The organism is Geothrix edaphica, assembly GCF_030268045.1.
Taxonomy (GTDB): Bacteria; Acidobacteriota; Holophagae; order Holophagales; family Holophagaceae; genus Geothrix; species Geothrix edaphica.
This window is the reverse complement of record NZ_BSDC01000001.1, coordinates 72,622-92,203: the sequence shown is the minus strand read 5'-3', so window position 1 is coordinate 92,203 and position 19,582 is coordinate 72,622. Positions and strand designations below refer to the sequence as shown.

The 19,582-nt window shown below is 68.3% G+C and carries 18 protein-coding genes; 17 read left to right on the top strand and 1 reads right to left on the bottom strand.

Annotation, left to right across the window (positions count from 1 at the left end; genetic code table 11):
• Positions 1 to 5: 5 nt before the first annotated feature.
• Positions 6 to 2,120, bottom strand: coding sequence for an OPT family oligopeptide transporter (locus QSJ30_RS00420; RefSeq protein ID WP_285605806.1), 2,115 nt, complete (start codon positions 2,118 to 2,120; stop codon positions 6 to 8).
• A gap of 83 nt (positions 2,121 to 2,203) precedes the next feature.
• Here QSJ30_RS00420 and QSJ30_RS00415 point away from each other — a divergent pair, with 83 nt between their 5' ends.
• The 17 genes from QSJ30_RS00415 (at position 2,204) to QSJ30_RS00335 (ending at position 19,541) form a co-directional block, all read left to right on the top strand.
• Positions 2,204 to 2,968 (top strand): TrmH family RNA methyltransferase, encoded by a 765-nt coding sequence (locus tag QSJ30_RS00415; protein WP_285605805.1) that lies wholly within the window; start codon positions 2,204 to 2,206, stop codon positions 2,966 to 2,968.
• A gap of 2 nt (positions 2,969 to 2,970) precedes the next feature.
• The gene (gene lnt / locus QSJ30_RS00410) at positions 2,971 to 4,473 is read left to right on the top strand and encodes an apolipoprotein N-acyltransferase (protein WP_285605804.1); all 1,503 of its coding nucleotides are present in this window, start codon (positions 2,971 to 2,973) and stop codon (positions 4,471 to 4,473) included.
• A complete protein-coding gene (locus QSJ30_RS00405) occupies positions 4,473 to 4,973 on the top strand; it encodes a GNAT family N-acetyltransferase (RefSeq protein WP_285605803.1) in 501 nt (166 codons plus the stop codon). The genes lnt and QSJ30_RS00405 overlap by 1 nt, the downstream gene beginning before the upstream one ends.
• Complete coding sequence (locus QSJ30_RS00400; protein ID WP_285605802.1) at positions 4,970 to 5,593, top strand: Maf family protein; 624 nt, start codon at positions 4,970 to 4,972, stop codon at positions 5,591 to 5,593. Before QSJ30_RS00405 ends, QSJ30_RS00400 begins: the two co-directional genes overlap by 4 nt.
• Positions 5,594 to 6,098: 505 nt before the next feature.
• The gene (locus QSJ30_RS00395; RefSeq protein ID WP_285605801.1) at positions 6,099 to 6,662 is read left to right on the top strand and encodes a cytochrome c3 family protein; all 564 of its coding nucleotides are present in this window, start codon (positions 6,099 to 6,101) and stop codon (positions 6,660 to 6,662) included.
• 17 nt (positions 6,663 to 6,679) lie between these two features.
• Positions 6,680 to 6,874, top strand: coding sequence for a hypothetical protein (locus tag QSJ30_RS00390; protein ID WP_285605800.1), 195 nt, complete (start codon positions 6,680 to 6,682; stop codon positions 6,872 to 6,874).
• 4 nt (positions 6,875 to 6,878) lie between these two features.
• Positions 6,879 to 9,872 carry a TAT-variant-translocated molybdopterin oxidoreductase gene (locus tag QSJ30_RS00385; protein ID WP_285605799.1) on the top strand — a complete coding sequence of 998 codons (2,994 nt, stop codon included), beginning with the start codon at positions 6,879 to 6,881 and terminating at the stop codon, positions 9,870 to 9,872.
• Positions 9,862 to 11,268 carry an NrfD/PsrC family molybdoenzyme membrane anchor subunit gene (gene nrfD / locus QSJ30_RS00380; RefSeq protein WP_285605798.1) on the top strand — a complete coding sequence of 469 codons (1,407 nt, stop codon included), beginning with the start codon at positions 9,862 to 9,864 and terminating at the stop codon, positions 11,266 to 11,268. Before QSJ30_RS00385 ends, nrfD begins: the two co-directional genes overlap by 11 nt.
• Positions 11,261 to 12,403: a quinol:electron acceptor oxidoreductase subunit ActD gene (locus tag QSJ30_RS00375; RefSeq protein ID WP_285605797.1), complete on the top strand. Its 1,143-nt coding sequence runs from the start codon at positions 11,261 to 11,263 to the stop codon at positions 12,401 to 12,403. Before nrfD ends, QSJ30_RS00375 begins: the two co-directional genes overlap by 8 nt.
• The gene (locus QSJ30_RS00370) at positions 12,400 to 13,548 is read left to right on the top strand and encodes a hypothetical protein (RefSeq protein WP_285605796.1); all 1,149 of its coding nucleotides are present in this window, start codon (positions 12,400 to 12,402) and stop codon (positions 13,546 to 13,548) included. The genes QSJ30_RS00375 and QSJ30_RS00370 overlap by 4 nt, the downstream gene beginning before the upstream one ends.
• A complete protein-coding gene (locus QSJ30_RS00365; protein WP_285605795.1) occupies positions 13,545 to 14,261 on the top strand; it encodes a c-type cytochrome in 717 nt (238 codons plus the stop codon). Before QSJ30_RS00370 ends, QSJ30_RS00365 begins: the two co-directional genes overlap by 4 nt.
• The gene (locus tag QSJ30_RS00360) at positions 14,258 to 15,124 is read left to right on the top strand and encodes an SCO family protein (RefSeq protein ID WP_285605794.1); all 867 of its coding nucleotides are present in this window, start codon (positions 14,258 to 14,260) and stop codon (positions 15,122 to 15,124) included. The genes QSJ30_RS00365 and QSJ30_RS00360 overlap by 4 nt, the downstream gene beginning before the upstream one ends.
• Complete coding sequence (locus QSJ30_RS00355; protein WP_285605793.1) at positions 15,121 to 16,740, top strand: cytochrome c oxidase subunit I; 1,620 nt, start codon at positions 15,121 to 15,123, stop codon at positions 16,738 to 16,740. The genes QSJ30_RS00360 and QSJ30_RS00355 overlap by 4 nt, the downstream gene beginning before the upstream one ends.
• Positions 16,737 to 17,339, top strand: a complete 603-nt coding sequence (locus QSJ30_RS00350) for a cytochrome c oxidase subunit 3 family protein (protein ID WP_285605792.1) — start codon at positions 16,737 to 16,739, stop codon at positions 17,337 to 17,339. Before QSJ30_RS00355 ends, QSJ30_RS00350 begins: the two co-directional genes overlap by 4 nt.
• A gap of 10 nt (positions 17,340 to 17,349) precedes the next feature.
• Complete coding sequence (locus tag QSJ30_RS00345) at positions 17,350 to 17,673, top strand: cytochrome C oxidase subunit IV family protein (protein ID WP_285605791.1); 324 nt, start codon at positions 17,350 to 17,352, stop codon at positions 17,671 to 17,673.
• A gap of 7 nt (positions 17,674 to 17,680) precedes the next feature.
• Positions 17,681 to 18,637, top strand: coding sequence for a cytochrome c oxidase subunit II (gene coxB, locus QSJ30_RS00340; protein WP_285605790.1), 957 nt, complete (start codon positions 17,681 to 17,683; stop codon positions 18,635 to 18,637).
• Between the two features lie 16 nt (positions 18,638 to 18,653).
• The gene (locus QSJ30_RS00335) at positions 18,654 to 19,541 is read left to right on the top strand and encodes a protoheme IX farnesyltransferase (protein WP_285605789.1); all 888 of its coding nucleotides are present in this window, start codon (positions 18,654 to 18,656) and stop codon (positions 19,539 to 19,541) included.
• Positions 19,542 to 19,582 lie beyond the last annotated feature (41 nt).

Here is a 19,582-nt window from a genome sequence, read left to right as displayed (position 1 = left end):
CAGCATCAGAAATTCGCACTCGGCGGCGCGGGCTCGTCGGCTTCGCCGGCGTTGGCCAGGGGCACCTTCACCAGGTAGACGGCGATGCCGGCGAGGATCAGCAGGCTGATCCAGAACATGCCCGGGTCGGCGAAGATCTTGTACTTCACCTCGAAGAAGGCGAAGGACGCGAAGAGCAGGCCCACCAGGGCCTCGCCGGCGATGAGGCCCGCGGCCAGGAGCACGCCGTTGTTCTCCACGCGCACCTTCTGGGCCTCGTTGAGGCCCCGCTTGGCGCCGAACATCTCCACGGCGCCCTTGATGAGGCCGCCCAGGAAGATGGCGAAGGTGGTCTCCAGGGGCAGATACATGCCCACCGACACCAGCATGGGGCTCTTCACCTGCATGAGGATGAAGGCGAGGCCCATCATCATGCCGACGATGATGAGCGGCCAGGCCATCTTGCCTTCCACGATGCCCTTGCTGAGCAGGGCCATGAGACCGGCCTGGGGCGCCGCCAGCTGCTTGGAGCCGAAGCCGGCATCCAGGGAGAGGACGGCCTTCTTCTGGTCCGCGGGCAGCTGCTTCACCTGGTCCAGGGTGTAGGTCTGGCCGTCAGGCGCCGTGACGACCTGAACCTGCTGGGCGGTCAGCTCGGCGATGCGCTTGGTGCCCTGGGCGGAGATGTCGCCCTCGTGCAGCACCATGAGGGGGATGAACAGCACCACGGAGGCCAGGGCCACACCGATGAGGTCGCCCATCTCCATGCGCCACGGGGTCCCGCCGAGGATGTGCCCGGCCTTGAGGTCTTGCAGCATCTCGCCGGCCACGGCCGCGCTCACGCAAACCACGGCGGCCACGCCCAACACTGCGGCGACGCCCTCCTTGCCCTTCACGCCGAGGAGCACCATCACGAGGGCGGTGATCACCAGGGCCGTCAGGGTCAGGCCGGAGATGGGGTTGTTGCTCGAACCCATGATGCCGACCAGGTAGCCGCTGATGGCCGCGAAGAAGAAGCCCAGGATCACCACCACCAGGGCCGCCACGAAGGAGACCAGCGGGCTCACCTGGAAGATGCGCCAAGTGATGAAGAACGTCACCAGGGCCGCGAAGCCGAGGCCGAACAGGACGTTGGTGAAGGGCAGGTCCTTGTTGACGCGGTCCACCACGTGCTCGCCGGAGGCGGCCTTCTTCATGTCGGAGACGGAACGGGTGAGGCCCGTGGCCAGGCTCTTGCGCATCTTGAAGAGGGTGAAGCCGGCGCCCACGAGCATGCCGCCGATGGCGATGGGGCGGACGATGAACTTCCACACCGAGTAGGACAGGGCGATCCAGTCCCCCTGGGAGGCGCCCTCAGGCAGGACGCCGGGCGCCAGGAAGTAGGTGATGATGGGCACCAGCAGACCCCAGGCGATGATGCCGCCGGAGAAGTTCAGGGCGCCGAGCTTGGGGCCGATGATGTAGCCCACGCCCATGTAGGCGGGGCTGATGCCGGGGGAGCTGAGCAGCATGCCGCCCGCCACCTTGGCCTTCCAGGTTCCGACGAGGTTGATGGTGGTGGTCTTGAAGGCCACGAACTTCTCCCAGGTGCTGGCGAAGACCGAGATCTGGACCAGGGCCTGGATGCCGGCGCCGATGCCCATGGCGCCGAACAGGAACTTCGTGCCGCTGCCCCCGCGGGCGCCGGCCTTGTGGATCTCGGCGGCGGCCACGCTCTCGGGGTAGGGCAGCTCGGCGTCTTCGACCATCACACGGCGGAGCAGGGCCACGAACATGATGCCGAGCACGCCGCCCGCGAACATGATCAGCGCGCTGGTGACGTAGTTGCCGGCCGTGAAGAACTTGGGCCAGATGCCGCTGATGGCGAAGGCCGGGATGGTGAAGATGGCGCCGGCGGCCACGGACTCGCCGATGCTGCCGACCGTTCGGGCCATGTTCTCTTCCAGGATCGTGCCCTTCATCAGCTTGATGAGGGCCATGCCGATGACCGCCGCCGGATAGGTGGCGGCGATGGTCATGCCGGCCTTGAGGCCGAGGTAGGCGTTGGCGGAACCCAGCACCACGGCCATGACGAGGCCGATGAGCACCGCCCGCAGGGAGAACTCCCGCAGGTTCTGGTCGGAGGGGACAAAGGGTTGCATCGGTGCTCCTGAAAAGGCACGAGAGGAAAACGAGAAGGCAGGATGGAGCGGATAGTCTAATACATCACCGTTTGATCCATCCCATGCCCACCCTCACCAGCAAGGCCAATCCGCGCTTCAGAGACCTCCTGGCCCGCCTCCGGCCGGGTGGCGCCCGGCGTGAGGCCACGCTGCTGCTGGGCGGGAAGCTCATCGAGGCCTGGGCCGAGGCCCGACAGACCACCGCCGGGAAACGCCTGCGCCCGGCCCTCTGGCTGAGGCTCGAACAGACCGCTCCCCACTCCCTGGAGGAGGTCCTGGGCACGGAGACCCTGGTCCTGGGCGAGGCCCTCATGCGGGAGCTGGCGGATGCCGGCAGTCCGCCCGATCATGCCCTGCTCGCGGACCTGGGCCCGGAACCCGCGGGGGCCCTGCCCGGCCGCGTCCTCGGCGCCTGGGGCATCCAGGATCCCGGCAACCTGGGGGCCGTGCTCCGCAGCGCCGCGGCCTTCGGCTTCCAGGAGGTCCTGCTGGGCCCCGGTTGCGCCGATCCCTTCCATCCGAAGGCCCTGCGCGGCAGCATGGGCGCGGCCTTCCTCCTGCCCCTGCGCCGGGTGGCGCGCCTGGAGCCGGATGGCGGCCATTGGTACGCCCTGGACGGCGGCCCGGGCGCCGTGCCCCTGGCGGAAGCGGATCTCTCCGAGCCTCTGCGCCTCTGGGTGGGCAACGAGGGTCACGGCTGGCAGGGCGTGACCCTGCCCGAAGGCGTGCAGCGCCTCGCCATCCCCATCGAAGGGGTGGAGAGCCTCAACGCCGCCGTGGCCACGGGCATCGCGTGCTATGAAGTGGCGAGAAGGTCCAGACCTTGAAGATGCCCTCCCTCCTCCGCCCCCTGGAAACCGCCGTGCTGGCGGGGATCTTCGTGCTGGCCTTCCGCTTTCCCGGGGCGCTGGGGGGCTGGCTGGAGCCGGCCATGGCGCTGCTCTTCCCCCTGCTGCTGCTGGAGGGCCTGTTCAAGGGGCGGCACGCGGCCTGGACCTGGGCGGCCATCCTGGCGGGCCTGCTCCTTCTATACATCTGGGTGCCCCAGACCCTGGCCTCCAAGGGCGGGCTGCCCTTCGGCCTGGCCCTGCTGGGGATGGTCCTGCTGAGCCTCTGGGAGGCCACGGGCCTCTGGCTGGTGGCTCTGGGTTCCCGGTGGGCCTTCCGACGCCTCGGGGCCCCGGGCGCGGCCTGCGTGGCAGCCTTCCTCCTGCTGGGCTGGGAAGCCTGGGGCTTCCACGTCTATCCCTGGACCTGGGGCGCGGCCTTCGGTTCCCTGCCCTGGCCGGCACGCTCCGCGGCCTTCCTCGGCGCCTCGGGCCTGTCGGCCCTGGCCTGGGGCGCGGGGGCCTGGACGGCGGCCGGGCTGGCGGCGGGCGCCTCCCTGCGGCGGACGCTGGCGGGCCCGGGCTTCGCCGTGGGGCTGATGGTCCTCCTGGGCGGGGCCTGGTTCCTGCTGCCGCGGGGACCGGAGCGGACCCTGGACGTGGCCATGATCCAGCCCAACTTCGCCGCGGGTGTGCGCTGGCCGGGCATGGAAGCCGAGATGTGGCGGCGCAGCGATGCGCTGCTGCACGCCCAGGGCTGGCCCCGCACCGGGCGCCCCACCCTGCTGCTCTGGCCCGAGAGTTCCATCCTGGGCCGGGATGACCGGCGCCCGGAGCCGCGGCTGGCCGCCGAGGCGGCCTCCCGGGGCGTGGCCTGGCTCTTCGGCACTGAGGGCGGCCCGTACAACCTGGTGTGCGGCGAAACGGCCGGACGATCCCCCTTCGTCTTCGCCAAGACGGAGCCCATGGCCTTCGGCGAGCGCACACCGGGCCCTGGGGCCTTCCGCGGGTGGATGGACCAGAAGATGGGCTTCGTGTCCCAGGAGCCCGGGGAACTCCAGGAGGGCTGCGCCTTCGCCGTGCCGACCCCCGCCGGCGACCTGCGCGTCCACCCCCTCATCTGCAGCGAGGCCCTCATGCCCGGGCGGGCGCGCCGGGGCTTCGAGCTGGGCCATGCAGACCTGCTGAGCAACCACACCAATGACGGCTGGTTCGACCGCAGCATCGCCACGGACCTGCATGCCGCGCAGATCCGCCTGCGGGCGCCGGAGCTGGGCGTGCCTCTGCTGCGGGCCACGCTCACGGGCAAGTCCGGCGTGTTCCACGAGGATGGCCGCTTCGAACTCTGGGGCGAGCCCCTCAGCGAGGGCGCCTACGCCGTGCCCCTGCGCTGGCGGCCCATTCGCACCCCGGCCCGCTCCGCGTGGCTGCTGCCGGGACTCCTGGCGGGGCTGGCGCTCGTGACGGTGCTGCTAGGCTGGAAGGCTCTGCCCCGGAAGGCCTGATGGACCGCGATCTCCTCGTACCTGAGCCTCTGTCGACCCCCCACGGCACCGTGGCCTTCTTCGACGAAACCTGGAGCGTGGACCCCCGCGAGCTCCAGATCTTCTTCCAGGCGGAGGAGGTCTACTGGACCGCGGACCGCACCATCGGCCAGTGGCGGCGGCTGCTGGCCTGCTCCCGCCTCCTCACGGCCCGGCTCGTGCCCGAGGGGCACCGGGGCGGCCGCCTGGTGGGCGCCACCCGGCTCTGGTCCGATCACGCCTACGAAGCCAAGCTCTACGACGTGGTGACCGCCCGGGACCTGATGGGCCAGGGCATTGCCACGGAGCTGGTGAAGTGGGCCCTGCGGCACCCCTGGGCCGGCGAGGTCCAGCGCTACGTCCTCGAGACCCGGGACGCGGCGGACTTCTATCCGCGCTTCGGCTTCCGCCTGGGGGCGGAGGTCGACAGCTTCCACATGCGCGTGGGCCTCGCCGAGCTCGAGCAGCGGGGCCTGCGATGACCGAGACCCAACCCGGCCTACCGGCCATGCCCCAGCAACCTCTGATCCTGGCCAGCAGCAGCCCCCGCCGCCGCCATTGGCTGGAGGCCATGCGCATCCCCTTCGAGATCCAGGTTCCCGAAGTCGATGAAACGCCCCTGCTGGACGAGGAACCCGGCGACCTGGTGTTGCGCCTGGCGGAGCTGAAGGCCGAGGTGGTGGCCCGCCGCAACCCCGACCGCTGGGTCATGGCCGCCGACACCACCGTGGCCGTGGACCACCACACCCTGAACAAGCCCGTGGATGTGGAGGATGCCGTCAGGATGCTGACCCTGATCCAGGACCGGGCCCACCAGGTGCACACCGGCTTCTGCCTCCAGCGGAACGACGACACCCACAGCTTCGTGGACACGGCCCAGGTGGTCTTCCGGCCCCTGACGGAGGCCCAGATCCGCTGGTACATCGCCACCCGCGAGCCCATGGACAAGGCGGGCTCGTACGCCATCCAGGGCATCGGGGCCCTCTTCATCGAGGGGGTGGAGGGCAGCTTCTCCACCGTCATGGGCCTGCCGGTGGAGCGGATGGGCGACCTGTTCCTCCAGCTCGGCCTCCTCTGGCCCTGGATGGGCCTGCCCAGATAGGCCGGGATCCGTCGGAGATCCCCGAAATCACTGGCAAAGACGAGGTTCTGGGGAGGAATCTCGGCCCCCCGCCTGCCCCGCCGCCATCGGGGGCCGCGGGCAGGAGCCGTCAGCACCGGCCCTGGAGGAAATCGCCCCCTCCAGGCTGGTCAAGATAGAACACCCTAAAATCCTCTTAATGTCTGCAACTTCCTCAGAAAAAATAGGTAAACAATACAGGTCCATTGATCTATGATCGTGACCTGCGACACAACTCATCAGAATGTCGCCCCAGCGGGCCCAGCCCCTGGTTCCAGATGCTGCCCACTTATTGATTTGGACAACATCTCACCGACACTCCCGGGCGGAGGCGCCGGATTTCGGGGAAAACCCTTCCCCGGATCTCGGCGCGTGCCAGAATCTCCGGCGATCCGCACCCTCCAGACCCGACCCGCGTCACCCGTACCACCGTTTCCCGATGGCCTTCCCGCTCCTTCGTGAGACCGCGCTTTCCATGGGGTTGTGCATGCACCGATTCGACCAGGCGTTCCGCTTCGTCCTGCCGGCCGGAGCCGTGGCGGTTCTGCTCACGGTTCTCTCCGTGGGCTGGTTCACGCAGCCCGACCGCTTCGCCAAGGGCTACGCCCCCGAGCAGCCCATCCCCTTCTCCCACGAGCTGCACGCCGGCACGCTCCGCATGCAGTGCCAGTACTGCCACTCCGGCGTGGACAAGTCCCGGGTGGCGGGCATTCCGAGCGTGGATCTCTGCATGGGCTGCCACAAGGTCACCAAGACCGACACCCCCGCCATCCAGAAGCTGACCCAGGTCGCCAACTCCGGCCAGCCCATGCTGTGGCAGCGGGTCCACACCCTGCCCGACCATGTCTTCTTCGACCACCGGCCCCACGTGAACGCGGGCATCACCTGCCAGAGCTGCCACGGCGAGGTGCAGACCATGAAGGTGGTCACCCGCGAGATGGGCATGCGCATGGGCAACTGCCTGGCCTGCCACCGGGATCCCCACGCCGCGCTGCCCGCCGGCTCCAAGATCACCCGGGGCGCCGAGAACTGCGCCGCCTGCCACCGCTAGACCGGGAGAGCTGGACGATGGCCGACGAGACCCGCAAGCCGATTCTTGACCGCCTGGCCGCCCTGGTGGCGGGCCCCCTGCTGCTGGGGCGCGAGGCCGTGAGCCTCGCCTTCCGGCCGGACCAGGAGGCGCCGCCGGAGACTCCTCCGGAGCTCACGCCGCTCCGCCTCACCGTCACGCCCCCTGAACACGCCATCAAGCGCCGCGGATGACCCGATGAAGACACGACTTCCCGAACATGGCCCCCTCGAGACCCCGCGCTTCTGGCGGACCCTCGACGAATGCCTCGAAACGCCCGCAGCCCAGCAGGCTGCCCACGATGAGTTCCTACCCGGCGCCGTTCCTTCGGGCCCGGACTACGACGACGTCCACGGCCTGCCGCCCCAGAGTGGCGTCTCCCGCCGCGACTTCCTGGGCCTGGTGAGCGCCGCCGCGGCGCTGGCGGCCACCGTGGCCTGCGACCGCAAGGGCCAGGGCACCGTGGTGCCCTATACCAAGCGCCCCGTGGAAGTGGTGCCCGGCGTGGCCAACTACTACGCCAGCGCCACCCACGAGGGCCGCCGCGTCTACCCCGTGCTGGTGAAGACCCGCGAGGGCCGTCCCATCCACCTGACGGGCAACGACGAGCACCCCGGCGTGAAGGGCAAGACCAGCCCCCGCACCATGGCCGACGTGCTGCGCCTCTACGATCCGGACCGCCTGCGCAGCCCGAAGTCGGGGGGTCGGATCGTCGGATGGTCCGAGGTCGAAAACCAGCTTCACGGTTCACTCAAGGCCGCCAAGGCCGCCGGCAAGCCCGTGCTGCTGATCTCCGGAGCCGTGGTCTCGCCCAGCCGCAAGGCCCTGCTGGCGGACCTCAAGGCCGCCCTGCCCACCCTGGAGCACCTGGCCTACGAGCCCGCCGCCGGCGACGCCGCCGAGGAGGCCGCCCAGGCCAGCTTCGGGCAGCCGGTGGACCTCCAGCCCCGGCTGGCCAGGGCCAAGGTCATCCTGTCCCTGGGCGCGGACTTCCTCAACGGCGAGGAGCCAGAGGCCCAGGCCGCCTGGGGCGCCCAGCGCCGCCTGAAGAGCGCCCACGATCCCATCAACCGCCTGTGGGTGCTGGAAGGCCCCCTGACGCTCACCGGCACCAACGCCGACCAGCGCGTGCCTGTGGCGCCCTCGCGCCTCGGCGCCGTGGCCTTCGCCCTGGCGAAGGACCTGGCGGCCAAGGGCGTCTCCCTGCCCGCCGGCACGGACCTCTCCGCCATTTCGGCGCAGAGTGACATTCCCGCCAAGGTCTGGTCGAACCTCGTGAAGGATCTGCAGCACGCGGGCCGCAACGCCGTGGTGCTCTGCGGGGCCCAGATGCCCGCCGAGGCCCACCAGGCCGCCCACCTGCTGAACGCCATGCTGGGTTCCGAGGCTGTCGCCGCCGTTCCGGCCGAGCCCCTGGCCACGGTGAAGGACCTCGAAACCGCCGCCCAGAAGATGGCCTCTGGCGCCTATGCCGCAGCGATCTTCTGGGACGTGAACCCCGCCTACACCTTCCCCAGGGCCGCCACCTGGAAGGCCGCCGTGGCCAAGGTGCCCCTCCGCGCCTGGATCGGCCAGGTGGAGGACGAGACCGCCGCCCAGTGCCAGCTGCTGCTGCCCGAGAACCACTGGCTGGAGAGCTGGGGCGACTTCAGCACGCCCGCTGCCGCCGTGCTCCAGCAGCCCGCCATCGGCACCCTCTACGACACGCGCCAGGGCGAGGACATCCTCCTGGGTGCCCTCAGGTCGCTGGGCGCCAATGCCCCCGAGGGCTACCACGCCTACCTGCAGGCCCGCTGGAAGAAGGAGCTGCCGCTCGGCACGTCCTTCGAGCAGGCTCTCCACGATGGCCTGGTGAAGGTCGAGGCCAAGGCTGCTTCGCCCACCTTCAAGGGCGCCTCCGTGGCCGCCGCCGCGAAGCGGGCCGCCGCAAGCAGGGCCGAGGGCCTGGAGCTGGTGCTCTTCCCCGGCTTCGCCACCCACGACGGCCGCCACGCCAACAACAGCTGGCTCCAGGAGACCCCGGATCCCATCACCAAGATGACCTGGGACAACCCGGTGGCCGTGTCCGTGCAGGATGCCAAGGCCCTGGGCATCGACGAGGGCGACCTCGTGACCCTCTCCCTGGACGGCACCACCCTCAAGCTGCCCGCGGTCATTCAGCCCGGCCAGGCCAAGGGCGTGCTGGCCCTGGCCCTCGGCTATGGCCGCACGACCGGCGGTGTGGCCAAGGGCGTGGGCGTCGACGCCTTCCCCTTCCTGGGCCTGGAACCGGCTTCCGCGCACGTGCGCAAGGGCGCCCGCCTGGCCAAGGCCGGCGGAAAGAAGGAGCTCTCCCGCACCCAGAGCCACCACCGCATGGAGGGCCGCGACCTCGTCCGCTCCCTCACCATGGACGAGTTCGCCCACAACCCCCAGGGCCACCACCACATCCCCGAGCTGGTGAGCCTCTACGAGGACCAGAAGTTCCCCGACCACAAGTGGGGCATGGTCATCGACCTGGCGGCCTGCACGGGCTGCTCCGCCTGCGTGGTGGCCTGCCAGTCCGAGAACAACGTGCCGGTGGTGGGTCCCGAGCAGGTGGCCCGCGGCCGGGAGATGCACTGGATCCGCATCGACCGCTACTACGAGGGCGAGCTGGAGAATCCGAAGGTCGTGCACCAGCCCATGCTGTGCCAGCACTGCGACAACGCGCCCTGCGAGAACGTCTGCCCGGTGAACGCCACCAACCACAGCCCGGACGGCCTGAACCAGATGGCCTACAACCGCTGCGTGGGCACCCGCTACTGCGCCAACAACTGCCCCTACAAGGTGCGCCGCTTCAACTTCCTGGAATACACCGCCTACAAGACCGAGCCGGAGACCTTGGCCTACAACCCCGAGGTCACGGTCCGTCCCCGCGGCGTCATGGAGAAGTGTTCCTTCTGCGTGCAGCGCATCAATGACGTGAAGATCCGCGCCAAGGGCGATGGCCGCGCCATCCTGGACGGCGAGATCACCACGGCCTGCATGGCCGGCTGCCCCTCGGACGCCATCGTGTTCGGCGACCTGAAGGATCCCAAGAGCAAGGTTTCCCAGCTGGTGGCCGCCACCCGCGCCTACCGCGTCCTGGAGGAGCTGGGCGTCAAGCCCGCCATCACCTACCTGGCCGATCTGAAGAATCCCGCCATCGAGGGAGGTCACCATGAAGCTTGATGCCGCCACGTCCGCCGGCGACATCCCGGAAGGCCTGGTTGAACCCTCGCTCTACGTGGGCAAGGTCACACCCGGCAGCCTCGACGACCAGGTGCTGGCCTTCCCCGAGACCAGGCCTCCCAGGCAGTGGTACATCGCCTTGGCCATCACCCTGACGGCGGCCCTCGTCGGCGTCGTCTCCATCGGCTACACCTTCTACATCGGCATCGGTGCCTGGGGCAACACCAGCCCCGTCTTTTGGGCCTTCGACATCATCAACTTCGTGTTCTGGGTGGGCATCGGCCACGCCGGCACGCTGATCTCGGCCATCCTCTTCCTCTTCCGGAAGCGCTGGCGCAACGCCATCGCGCGCTTCGCCGAGGCCATGACGATCTTCGCCGTCATCTGCGCCGTGATCTTCCCCCTCATCCACGTGGGCCGCCCCTGGCTGGCCTACTGGCTCTTCCCCTACCCGAACCAGCGTGCGCTCTGGACCAACTTCCGGTCGCCCCTGCTCTGGGACGTCTTCGCGGTGAACACCTACTTCTCCGTGTCCCTGATGTTCTGGTACCTGGGTCTCATCCCCGACATCGCCTCCATGCGTGACCGCACCACCAGCAAGCTGCGGAAGCTCATCTACACCGTGCTGGCCATGGGCTGGCGCGGCGCCGCCACCCACTGGCAGCACTACGAGAAGGCCTACCTGCTGCTGGCGGGCCTCGCCACGGGCCTGGTGCTCTCCGTGCACTCGGTGGTGAGCTTCGACTTCGCCACCTCGGTGGTGCCCGGCTGGCACATGACCATCTTCCCGCCCTACTTCGTGGCGGGTGCCATCTTCGCCGGCTTCGCCATGGTGGTGATGGTGCTGGTGGTCGTGCGCGAGACCATGCAGCTCAAGAACCTCATCACCATGCGCCACCTGGACGTGATGAACAAGGTGATTCTCGCCATGAGCTGCATCATGGGCTACAGCTACATGATGGAAGGCTTCACGGCCTGGTACTCCATGAACGAGTTCCTCCACCACGGCTTCATGAACATCATCACCGGCACCTACGGCTGGGCCGGCTGGGTCACCATCAGCTGCAACATCCTCATCCCCCAGATCCTCTGGTTCAGGAAGGCCCGCACCAGCTACTTCTGGATGATCCTGGTGGCCGTCGGCGTGACCATCGGCATGTGGTTCGAACGCTTCGTGATCATCGTGATCTCGCTGCACCAGGACTTCCTGCCCTCCGCCTGGCGCATCTACAAGCCCACCATGGTGGACTTCGGCGTGCTCCTGGGCACCTTCGGGATCTTCTTCACCCTGGTCCTGCTCTTCGCCCGCGTGCTGCCGGTCATCGCCACCACGGAAGTGAAGGCGATCCTGCCGGACGCGCAGCCCTCTCACCATGGAGACGATCACCATGCCTGAGACGTCCTACGCCGTCCTTGGCGTCTTCGAGACGCCTGATGCCCTGATGAAGGCCATCCCCAAGGTGCGCGCCAGCAAGCTGGGCACCGTGGAGGCCTATACCCCCTACGCCATCCACGGCATCGAGGAGGCCCTGGGCCTCCGCAAGTCGCCCCTGGGCGGCATGGTGCTGGTCATGGGCGTCCTGGGGGCCATCACGGCCCTGGGCTTCCAGTACTGGATCAGCGCCATCGACTACCCGATCATCACCGGCGGCAAGGGGGCCGGCTCCTGGGAAGCCTTCATCCCCATCATGTTCGAAGTGACGGTGCTCTTCGCCACCTTCACGGCGGGCCTGGGGATGCTGTTCCTCCTGAACAAGCTGCCCTTCTTCGGCCATCCGGTGCTCTCGTCCAAGTCCATCAAGGGCATCACGCGGGACCGCTACGTCCTGGCCCTCGAAGCCGAGAGCGAGGCCTTCGACAGCGCCGCCGCGGCCAGGGCCCTCCAGGCCGCCGGCGCCATCGAGGTCGAGGCCCTGCCCGCGCCGGACCGCAGCCCCTTCCTCACCAGCGACAACATCCTCCGCGCCCTCGGCGGCATCTTCGCCGCCTGCGTGGTCGCCGGACTGGCGATGTACTTCGCCACCAAGTGGTTCCCCCTGCTGGCCCCCATGAAGTACATGCAGGACCAGCCGCGCCTCAACGCCCAGAAGGCCTCGACCTTCTTCAAGGACGGCCACGGCATGCAGCAGCCCGTGGCGGGCACCGTGGCCCGGGGGCACCTGCCCACGGCCACCGGCACGCAGGAGGAGGCCGCGAGCCTGGTGAACCCCCTGCCCCGCACCCGGGAGGTCTTCGCCACCGGGCGCAAGGTCTACACCAACCGCTGCGAGGTCTGCCACGGCGCCGTCGGCAACGGCGTGGGCAGCCTGACCGCCGCCTACGGCGCCAAGCCCGCCAACCTGCAGGCCCAGCAGTTCCGGGACTACCCGGACGGCAAGATCTACTGGGCCATCGTGAACGGGAAGAATTCCATGCCCTCCCACGCCCCCTACCTTTCTGAGCCGGAGCGCTGGGCCGTGGTGCACTACGTGCGCGCCCTCCAGCGTGCCCAGAACGCCAAGGACGAGGACCTGAAGGTGGCCACCCGATGAGCCAGACCAAGAACACCTCCAACCTGCTCTGGGGCGCCGTGGCCCTGGGCGCCCTGGGCGTCCTCGGCACCTACGCCGCCGCCGGCCCCGAGCGCTTCTGGGCCAACTGGATCCTCTGGTTCGTGCTCCTCTTCACCCTGGGCCTGGGCTCGCTGTTCATCGTGGCCCTGGAGCACCTGGTCAGCGCCAAGTGGAGCGTGCCCGTGCGGCGCATCCCCGAGCGCCTGGCCACCCTGCTGATCCCCGCGGTCCCCATCGGCCTCATCGCCCTGGCGGCGGTGCCGGTGCTCTACCCCGGCGCCCGGCCCGAGGCGGCCCACCATCCGCTCCTGGCCGGCAAGGCCTTCTGGCTGAGCCTGCCCTTCTTCTCCGTGCGCACGGTCATCAGCCTCGCCCTCTGCCTCCTGGGCCTCTGGGTGCTGGTGGGCGGCTCGCTGAAGCAGGACACCACCAAGGATCCCGCCTTCAACTTCCGGGCCCGCAAGTTCGCGCCGGCCTTCATGGCCATCTTCGCCCTGGTGATCACCCTCATCGCCTTCGACTGGCTCTCCGGCCTCACGCCCGAGTGGTACAGCGACATCTTCGGCGTCTACGTCTTCGCCGGCGCCTTCCTCAGCGGCCTGGCGGCCACGGCCCTCTGCGTCCTGCACCTCCAGGACGAAGGGCGGCTGGAGGGCGTGAAGGGCGACCACCTCTACAACCTGGGCGGCTTCCTCTTCGCGTTCACGGTGTTCTGGTCCTACATCGGCTTCGCCCAGTACATGCTCATGTGGTACGCGAACCTGCCGGACGAGGTCATCTGGTACAAGGTCCGCCTGGCCGGTTCCTGGCGCCTCATCACCATCCTCCTGGCCGGCCTGCACTTCGTCCTGCCCTTCTTCGCCCTGGTGACCCGGGACTCGAAGAAGGACCCGAAGCGCCTCCGGCGCGTGGCCTACCTGATGCTCGGGGCCCACGTGCTCGATATCTACTGGCTCATCTTCCCTGTCCTCGGCGCCGGTCCCCACTTCTCCTGGCCCGAGCTCAGCTTCGCCCTCTTCTTCCTGGGCGGGATCCTCCTGTGGATCCGCGGCGCCATGCAGAAGGGCGAGGACATGCCGGTCGGCGATCCCTTCCTCCGCGAGGGCCTGGAGTTCCGCCTATGAAGATCCAAGACTACCTCTCCCCCGAGGAGCTGAAGCGCCTGCTCTCCGCCCTGCTGGTGGTGATCTGCTTCATCTTCATCGCCGCGTTCTTCGGCTTCACCGTGCTGCCCGGCCTGCGCTACCAGGCCCACACGGCCACCACCGGGACTCCCGTGAAGGCCGTGCAGGGCGAGACCGGCTGGCTGGATCCCACGGACTACCCCGCCCAGGCCAGCCAGACCATCCCGCCCATCGATCCCAAGACGGTGATGACGCCCAATCCCGCCCTCATGGCCCGGGGCAAGGCGATCTACGCCCAGACCTGCGCCACCTGCCACGGCCCGGACGGCAAGGGCGACGGCCCCGGGGGCACCGGCCTCACCCCCAAGCCCCGGAACTTCGCCCTGAACGCGGGCTGGAAGAACGGCACCCGCGTCGAGGACATCTACAAGACCCTCAATGAGGGGATCAAGGGCAGCTCCATGGTGTCCTACAACGATCTCTCCAAGAAGGACCGCATGGCCCTGGTCCATGTGGTGCAGTCCCTGGGCGCCTTCGATCACGGCACCAGCGACCCCAAGGCCCTCGCGGCCATGGAGCAGCTCTTCGCCAGCGCCGGCGAGGTGATCCCCAACCGCATCCCCGTCGCCCGCGCCGTCGACCTCCTCTGCCGCGAGTACGCCGAGAGCCATCCCCATCCTCAGCCCCAGCCCCGGACGGAGGCCCGGCCATGAACCTCCGCCCGATCCGCGCCACCCTCTCGCCCCTGGCCCTGACCCTGGCCCTGGCCGCCGCCCTCCTCGGCACACCCGCCCAGGCCCAGGCCCCCAAGCCGCCTCCGGTCCCCGCCCCCGCGCCCGTCCAAGGCCCGGCCACGCCCTCCTTCACCCCGCAGGAAGTGGGCATCGACGAGAAGCTCGGCGCCACCCTGCCCCTGGACCTGGTCCTGAAGGCCGAGGACGGCACGCCCGTCACCCTGCGCCAGCTCATCGACAAGCCCACCATCCTGACCCTCAACTACTTCCGCTGCGCGGGCATCTGCACACCCCAGCTCAACGGCGTGGTCGAGGTGCTGAACCGCACCCAGGCCGAGCCCGGGAAGGACTTCCAGGTCATCACGGTCAGCTTCGACGAGCGGGATGAACCCGAGATCGCCACCCAGAAGCGCACCAACTACCTGGGTGAGCTCACCCGGCCCTTCCCCCCGGCCGCCTGGCGCTTCCTCACCGGCCCCGGCGCCACCACCCGGGCCCTGGCGGATGCCGTCGGGTTCAAATACAAGAAGGTGGGCGAGGACTTCGTCCACGCCGCCGCCATCATCTTCATCAGCCCCCAGGGCAAGGTGACGCGGTACATGTACGGGGTGACCTACCTGCCCGCCGACCTCCAGCTGGCCGCCCAGGAGGCCGCCCGCGGCGAGGCCCAGCCCACCATCAACAAGTTCCTGAAGTTCTGCTTCAGCTATGACCCCGCGGGACGCAAGTACGTCCTGAACACCACGAGCGTCGGCGCCACCGTGATCATCCTGGCGGCCCTGGCCTTCGTGGTGACCCTCGTCCGCCGGGGGCGCAAGTCCAAGTCCGAGGAGGCCGAATGACCACCCACGCTGCCACCGCACAGCCCAGCTATCTGGTGGACACCGGCAAGCGCAAGGGCCTCCTGGCCTGGCTGACCACCACCGACCACAAGCGCATCGGGGTGCTCTACCTCTACTCGATGATCAGCTTCTTCCTCATCGCCATGGGCGTCGGCTTCGTCATGCGCCTGGTGCAGCTGACCACCTTCCAGAAGCTCATCACCGCCCAGACCTACAATGCCCTGTTCACGCTGCACGGCGTGATCATGATCTTCCTGTTCGTCATCCCGGGCCTGCCCGCCGTCTTCGGAAACTTCTTCCTGCCGATCCTCATCGGCGCCAAGGATGTGGCGTTCCCCCGCCTGAACCTGGCGTCCTGGTACTTCTTCATGGCCGGAGCCATCCTCGCCGTCCTGTCGCTCTTCACCGGCGGCGGCGCCCCGGATACCGGCTGGTCCTTCTACGCCCCCTTCAGCCTGAAGACCGGCACCAACGTGAGCCTGGCGGTGTTCGCCGCATTCATCCTGGGCTTCTCGTCCATGCTGACGGGCATCAACTTCATCACCACCATCCACCGCCTGCGGGCCCCGGGCATGAAGTGGTTCCGCATGCCCCTCATGTGCTGGGCGCTGTACTCCACGTCCTGGATCCAGCTGCTGGCCACCCCCATCGTGGCCATCACGCTGGTGCTGGTGATCCTCGAGCGCTTCTTCGGCATCGGCATCTTCGATCCCGCCAAGGGCGGGGATCCCCTGCTCTACCAGCACCTGTTCTGGATCTACTCGCACCCGGCCGTCTACATCATGATCCTGCCGGCCATGGGCGCCATCACCGAGATCATCCCCACCTTCTCCAAGCGCACGATCTTCGGCTACAAGGCCATCGCGTTCTCCAGCATGGCCATCGCCGGCGTGGGCAGCCTGGTGTGGGCGCACCACATGTTCACGTCCGGCATGAGCAACCTGGCCACCATGCTGTTCTCGCTGCTGACGATGATCGTGGCGGTGCCCAGCGCCATCAAGGTCTTCAACTGGGTGGGCACCCTCTACAAGGGCAGCATCGACTTCCAGCCGCCCCTGCTCTTCGCGCTGACCTTCATCTTCCTCTTCGCCATCGGCGGCCTCACGGGCGTCATGCAGGGCGCGCTGGCCATCAACGTCCACATCCACGACACCTACTTCATCGTGGGCCACTTCCACTACGTGATGTTCGGCGGCACCGGCATGGGGTTCTTCGCGGCCCTGCTCTACTGGTTCCCCAAGATGTTCGGGCGGATGTATTCCAAGAAGGCCATCTACGTTTCCTGGTTCCCCATGTTCATCGGCTTCAACCTGCTCTACTTCGGCATGCTGATCCTCGGCATGATGGGCATGCCCCGCCGCTACTATGTCCACCTGCCCCAGTTCCACACCATGCACGTCGTGGCCACCGTGGGCAGCTGGCTGCTGGTGCTGGGCCTCCTGATCTACTTCGGGACGCTGCTCTACGCGCTGTTCAAGGGTGAGAAGGCCGAGGACAACCCCTGGGGCGGCGTGACGCTGGAGTGGACCATCGCCAGCCCGCCCATCCAGGAGAACTTCGAGACCATCCCCACCATCACCCACGGCCCCTACGAGTTCGAGCAGGAGTCCAAATGAGCGAGCACGTCCACCGCGACGACTTCGGCGCCCGGCTCGGCATGTGGCTGTTCCTGGTGACGGAGATCGTCCTCTTCGGCGGCCTCTTCATCGGCTATTCGTACATGCGGTACAAGTACCCCATGGAGTTCCACCACGGCGGCGCCGAGCTGAACGCCACCCTGGGCGTCATCAACACCCTGGTGCTGCTCACCAGCAGCCTCACGGTGGTGCTCGCCATCGTGGCCGTCCAGCGGGCCGAGAAGAAGCGGGCCATGGCCTTCCTCGGCACCACCCTGGTCCTCGGGCTCACCTTCCTGGTGATCAAGTCCTTCGAGTGGGCCGCCAAGTTCCACCACGGCCTCTATCCCAACTCCGCCCACCTGGCCACGCTGCCCCCGGGGGAGCAGGTCTTCTTCGGCCTCTACTTCACGATGACCGGGCTGCACGGCCTCCACGTCATCGCCGGGCTCTCGGTCCTGGGCGTCATGCTCTGGTGGGTGGCCACGGACCGCATCCGCCAGGACCGCTACGTACACCTGGAGAACGGCGGCCTCTACTGGCACCTGGTGGACGTGATCTGGATCTTCCTCCTCCCGCTGTTCTACCTGGCCGCGTAAGGGCATGACCATGAGCGAACACGCGCACTCCGCCGACCTCAACACCGTACCGCAGCCCGAGCACCCGGACGAACACCCGGGCTACGGCACCTTCATCAAGGTCTGGGTGGCCCTCCTGGTCCTCACCGCCTGTCTGGTGGGCATGAGCCACGTCAGCCAGACCTACGCCGTCTGGGGCCTGCTCACGCTGACCCCCCTCAAGGCCGGCCTGGTCTTCTACTTCTTCATGCACCTGAAATACGAGGGACCGCTGCTCAAGATCGTGGTCCTGGTCACCCTGGGCACGCTGCTGATCTTCTTCGCCCTGCTCTTCTCCGACGTCGCTTTCCACTGAGGCACCCATGGACTGGATGAATCAAGCCGCCCTTTCGGCCCAGAAGTCCGATGCGGTCTTCTTCTACGTGTTCGGCCTCTCCGTCGCGTTCCTCATCTTCATCACGGCGCTGATGATCTATTTCGTGGTGCGCTACAGCAAGAAGCGCCACCCGGTCGCCGAGCAGATCGAGGGCCACCTGGGCCTCGAGATCCTGTGGACCAGCATCCCCCTCGTGCTGTTCCTGTCGATCTTCTACTACGGCTGGACCAACTACGAGTACATGCGCCAGGCCCCCCGGGACGCCATGGTCGTGAACGTCACCGCCCGCCAGTGGAGCTGGTCCTTCGAATACCCCAACGGCAAGAAGAGCAAGGTCCTCTTCGCCCCCATCAACAAGCCCATGAAGATGGACGTCCACAGCGCCGACGTGGTGCACGGGTTCTTCATCCCCTCGTTCCGCCTGAAGATCGATGCCGTGCCCGCCCGCACCAACACCACCTGGTTCCAGGCCACCAAGCTGGGCTCGTACGACATCGAGTGCACGGTCATCTGCGGCGTGGACCACAGCCTGATGCTGAGCAAGGTCATCGTGGTGCCCGAGGACGAGTTCAAGGCCTGGTACTTCGGCGGCGAGGATGCTCCCGAACCCGGCAAGGCCATCCGCACCGCCGAGGCCCACCCGGACCTCAAGGACCTGCCGCCCGGCCTCGCCGTGCTGACTGCCAAGGGCTGCCTCGCCTGCCACTCCGTGGACGGCAAGCCCAAGGTGGGCCCCACGCTCAAGGCCCTCTTCGGCCGGCAGCAGGAGGTCCTCGTGGCCGGCACCGCGCGCGCCGTCACCGTGGACGAACCCTACCTGCGCCGGGCCATCACCAACCCCATGGACCAGGTGGTGCGCGGCTATCCGCCCGCCATGCCCCGGACGCCGATGACGGAACAGGAACTCAACGAGGTCGTGCGCTACATCAAGACCTTGAACTAGGAGCATCCTCTTGAGCGTGGCCGCCCTCCCCCTGTCCAAGCCCAGCCCAGTCTCGACTTTCCTCGAGCTGACCAAGCTGCGCATCTCCGGGGCCTCCACCTTCACGGCGGCGGCGGGCTATGTGGCCTTCCTTCGTGGGGCGGACGCCGGGCTGATCACGACCCTCATCGGCATCCTGCTCCTGGCCATGGGCTCCAGCGCCCTCAATGAGGTGCAGGAGCGGCGCTACGACGCCATGATGCCCCGCACGGCGGGCCGGCCCATCCCCCACGGCGACATCTCCGCAGGCCGGGCCGCCCTCGTGGCGGTGATCCTGGCCGTATCCGGTTTCCTGGTCCTGCTGACGGCCCACAACCTCACCTCGGCCCTGCTGGGGGCCCTGGCCCTGGGCTGGTACAACGGCTTCTACACGCCCCTGAAGCGCCTCAGTGCCTTCGCCGTGGTGCCGGGCTCGCTCATCGGGGCCCTGCCCCCGGCCATCGGCTGGACCGCCGCGGGCGGCAGCGTGGCGCATCCCTCGGTCCTGGCCCTGGCCTTCGTCTTCTTCATCTGGCAGGTGCCGCACTTCTGGCTGCTGGTGGGCCTCCATGCCGAGGGCTATGAGAAGGCGGGCTTCCCCACGCTGGTCTCGGTCTTCGGCCGGGCGCGCCTGTCGCGGCTGACCTTCACCTGGACCTGCGGCACCGCCGCCGCCTGCGGCCTGCTCCCCATCTTCCGGGTGCTGGTGTCCTGGCCGGCGGAGATCATGCTGGGCCTCGGCGCCGCCTGGCTCATCGCCGGCTCCCTGCCGCTGCTGAAGGAGGGCCAGGACGCCCCCCTCTACCGCCGCGTCTTCATGAACATCAACCTCTTCGCCCTCGTCCTCACCGCGGCCGTCATCCTGGATCCCTTCTTCAGCCGCTAGGTGCCGGGTACACTCTCGGCCATGCCCCTCCGTCCCGCTGA

What these genes read in the sequence shown, in the direction of transcription:
- QSJ30_RS00385 (WP_285605799.1), top strand. Translation starts at nt 6,879, where the DNA reads ATGAAGACACGACTTCCCGAACATGGCCCCCTCGAGACCCCGCGCTTC.
- QSJ30_RS00400 (WP_285605802.1), top strand. Translation starts at nt 4,970, where the DNA reads ATGACCGAGACCCAACCCGGCCTACCGGCCATGCCCCAGCAACCTCTG.
- QSJ30_RS00365 (WP_285605795.1), top strand. Translation starts at nt 13,545, where the DNA reads ATGAAGATCCAAGACTACCTCTCCCCCGAGGAGCTGAAGCGCCTGCTC.
- QSJ30_RS00390 (WP_285605800.1), top strand. Translation starts at nt 6,680, where the DNA reads ATGGCCGACGAGACCCGCAAGCCGATTCTTGACCGCCTGGCCGCCCTG.
- coxB (WP_285605790.1), top strand. Translation starts at nt 17,681, where the DNA reads ATGGACTGGATGAATCAAGCCGCCCTTTCGGCCCAGAAGTCCGATGCG.
- nrfD (WP_285605798.1), top strand. Translation starts at nt 9,862, where the DNA reads ATGAAGCTTGATGCCGCCACGTCCGCCGGCGACATCCCGGAAGGCCTG.
- QSJ30_RS00355 (WP_285605793.1), top strand. Translation starts at nt 15,121, where the DNA reads ATGACCACCCACGCTGCCACCGCACAGCCCAGCTATCTGGTGGACACC.
- QSJ30_RS00395 (WP_285605801.1), top strand. Translation starts at nt 6,099, where the DNA reads ATGCACCGATTCGACCAGGCGTTCCGCTTCGTCCTGCCGGCCGGAGCC.
- QSJ30_RS00370 (WP_285605796.1), top strand. Translation starts at nt 12,400, where the DNA reads ATGAGCCAGACCAAGAACACCTCCAACCTGCTCTGGGGCGCCGTGGCC.
- QSJ30_RS00350 (WP_285605792.1), top strand. Translation starts at nt 16,737, where the DNA reads ATGAGCGAGCACGTCCACCGCGACGACTTCGGCGCCCGGCTCGGCATG.
- QSJ30_RS00405 (WP_285605803.1), top strand. Translation starts at nt 4,473, where the DNA reads ATGGACCGCGATCTCCTCGTACCTGAGCCTCTGTCGACCCCCCACGGC.
- QSJ30_RS00420 (WP_285605806.1), bottom strand. Translation starts at nt 2,120, where the DNA reads ATGCAACCCTTTGTCCCCTCCGACCAGAACCTGCGGGAGTTCTCCCTG.
- QSJ30_RS00360 (WP_285605794.1), top strand. Translation starts at nt 14,258, where the DNA reads ATGAACCTCCGCCCGATCCGCGCCACCCTCTCGCCCCTGGCCCTGACC.
- QSJ30_RS00345 (WP_285605791.1), top strand. Translation starts at nt 17,350, where the DNA reads ATGAGCGAACACGCGCACTCCGCCGACCTCAACACCGTACCGCAGCCC.
- QSJ30_RS00415 (WP_285605805.1), top strand. Translation starts at nt 2,204, where the DNA reads ATGCCCACCCTCACCAGCAAGGCCAATCCGCGCTTCAGAGACCTCCTG.
- lnt (WP_285605804.1), top strand. Translation starts at nt 2,971, where the DNA reads ATGCCCTCCCTCCTCCGCCCCCTGGAAACCGCCGTGCTGGCGGGGATC.
- QSJ30_RS00375 (WP_285605797.1), top strand. Translation starts at nt 11,261, where the DNA reads ATGCCTGAGACGTCCTACGCCGTCCTTGGCGTCTTCGAGACGCCTGAT.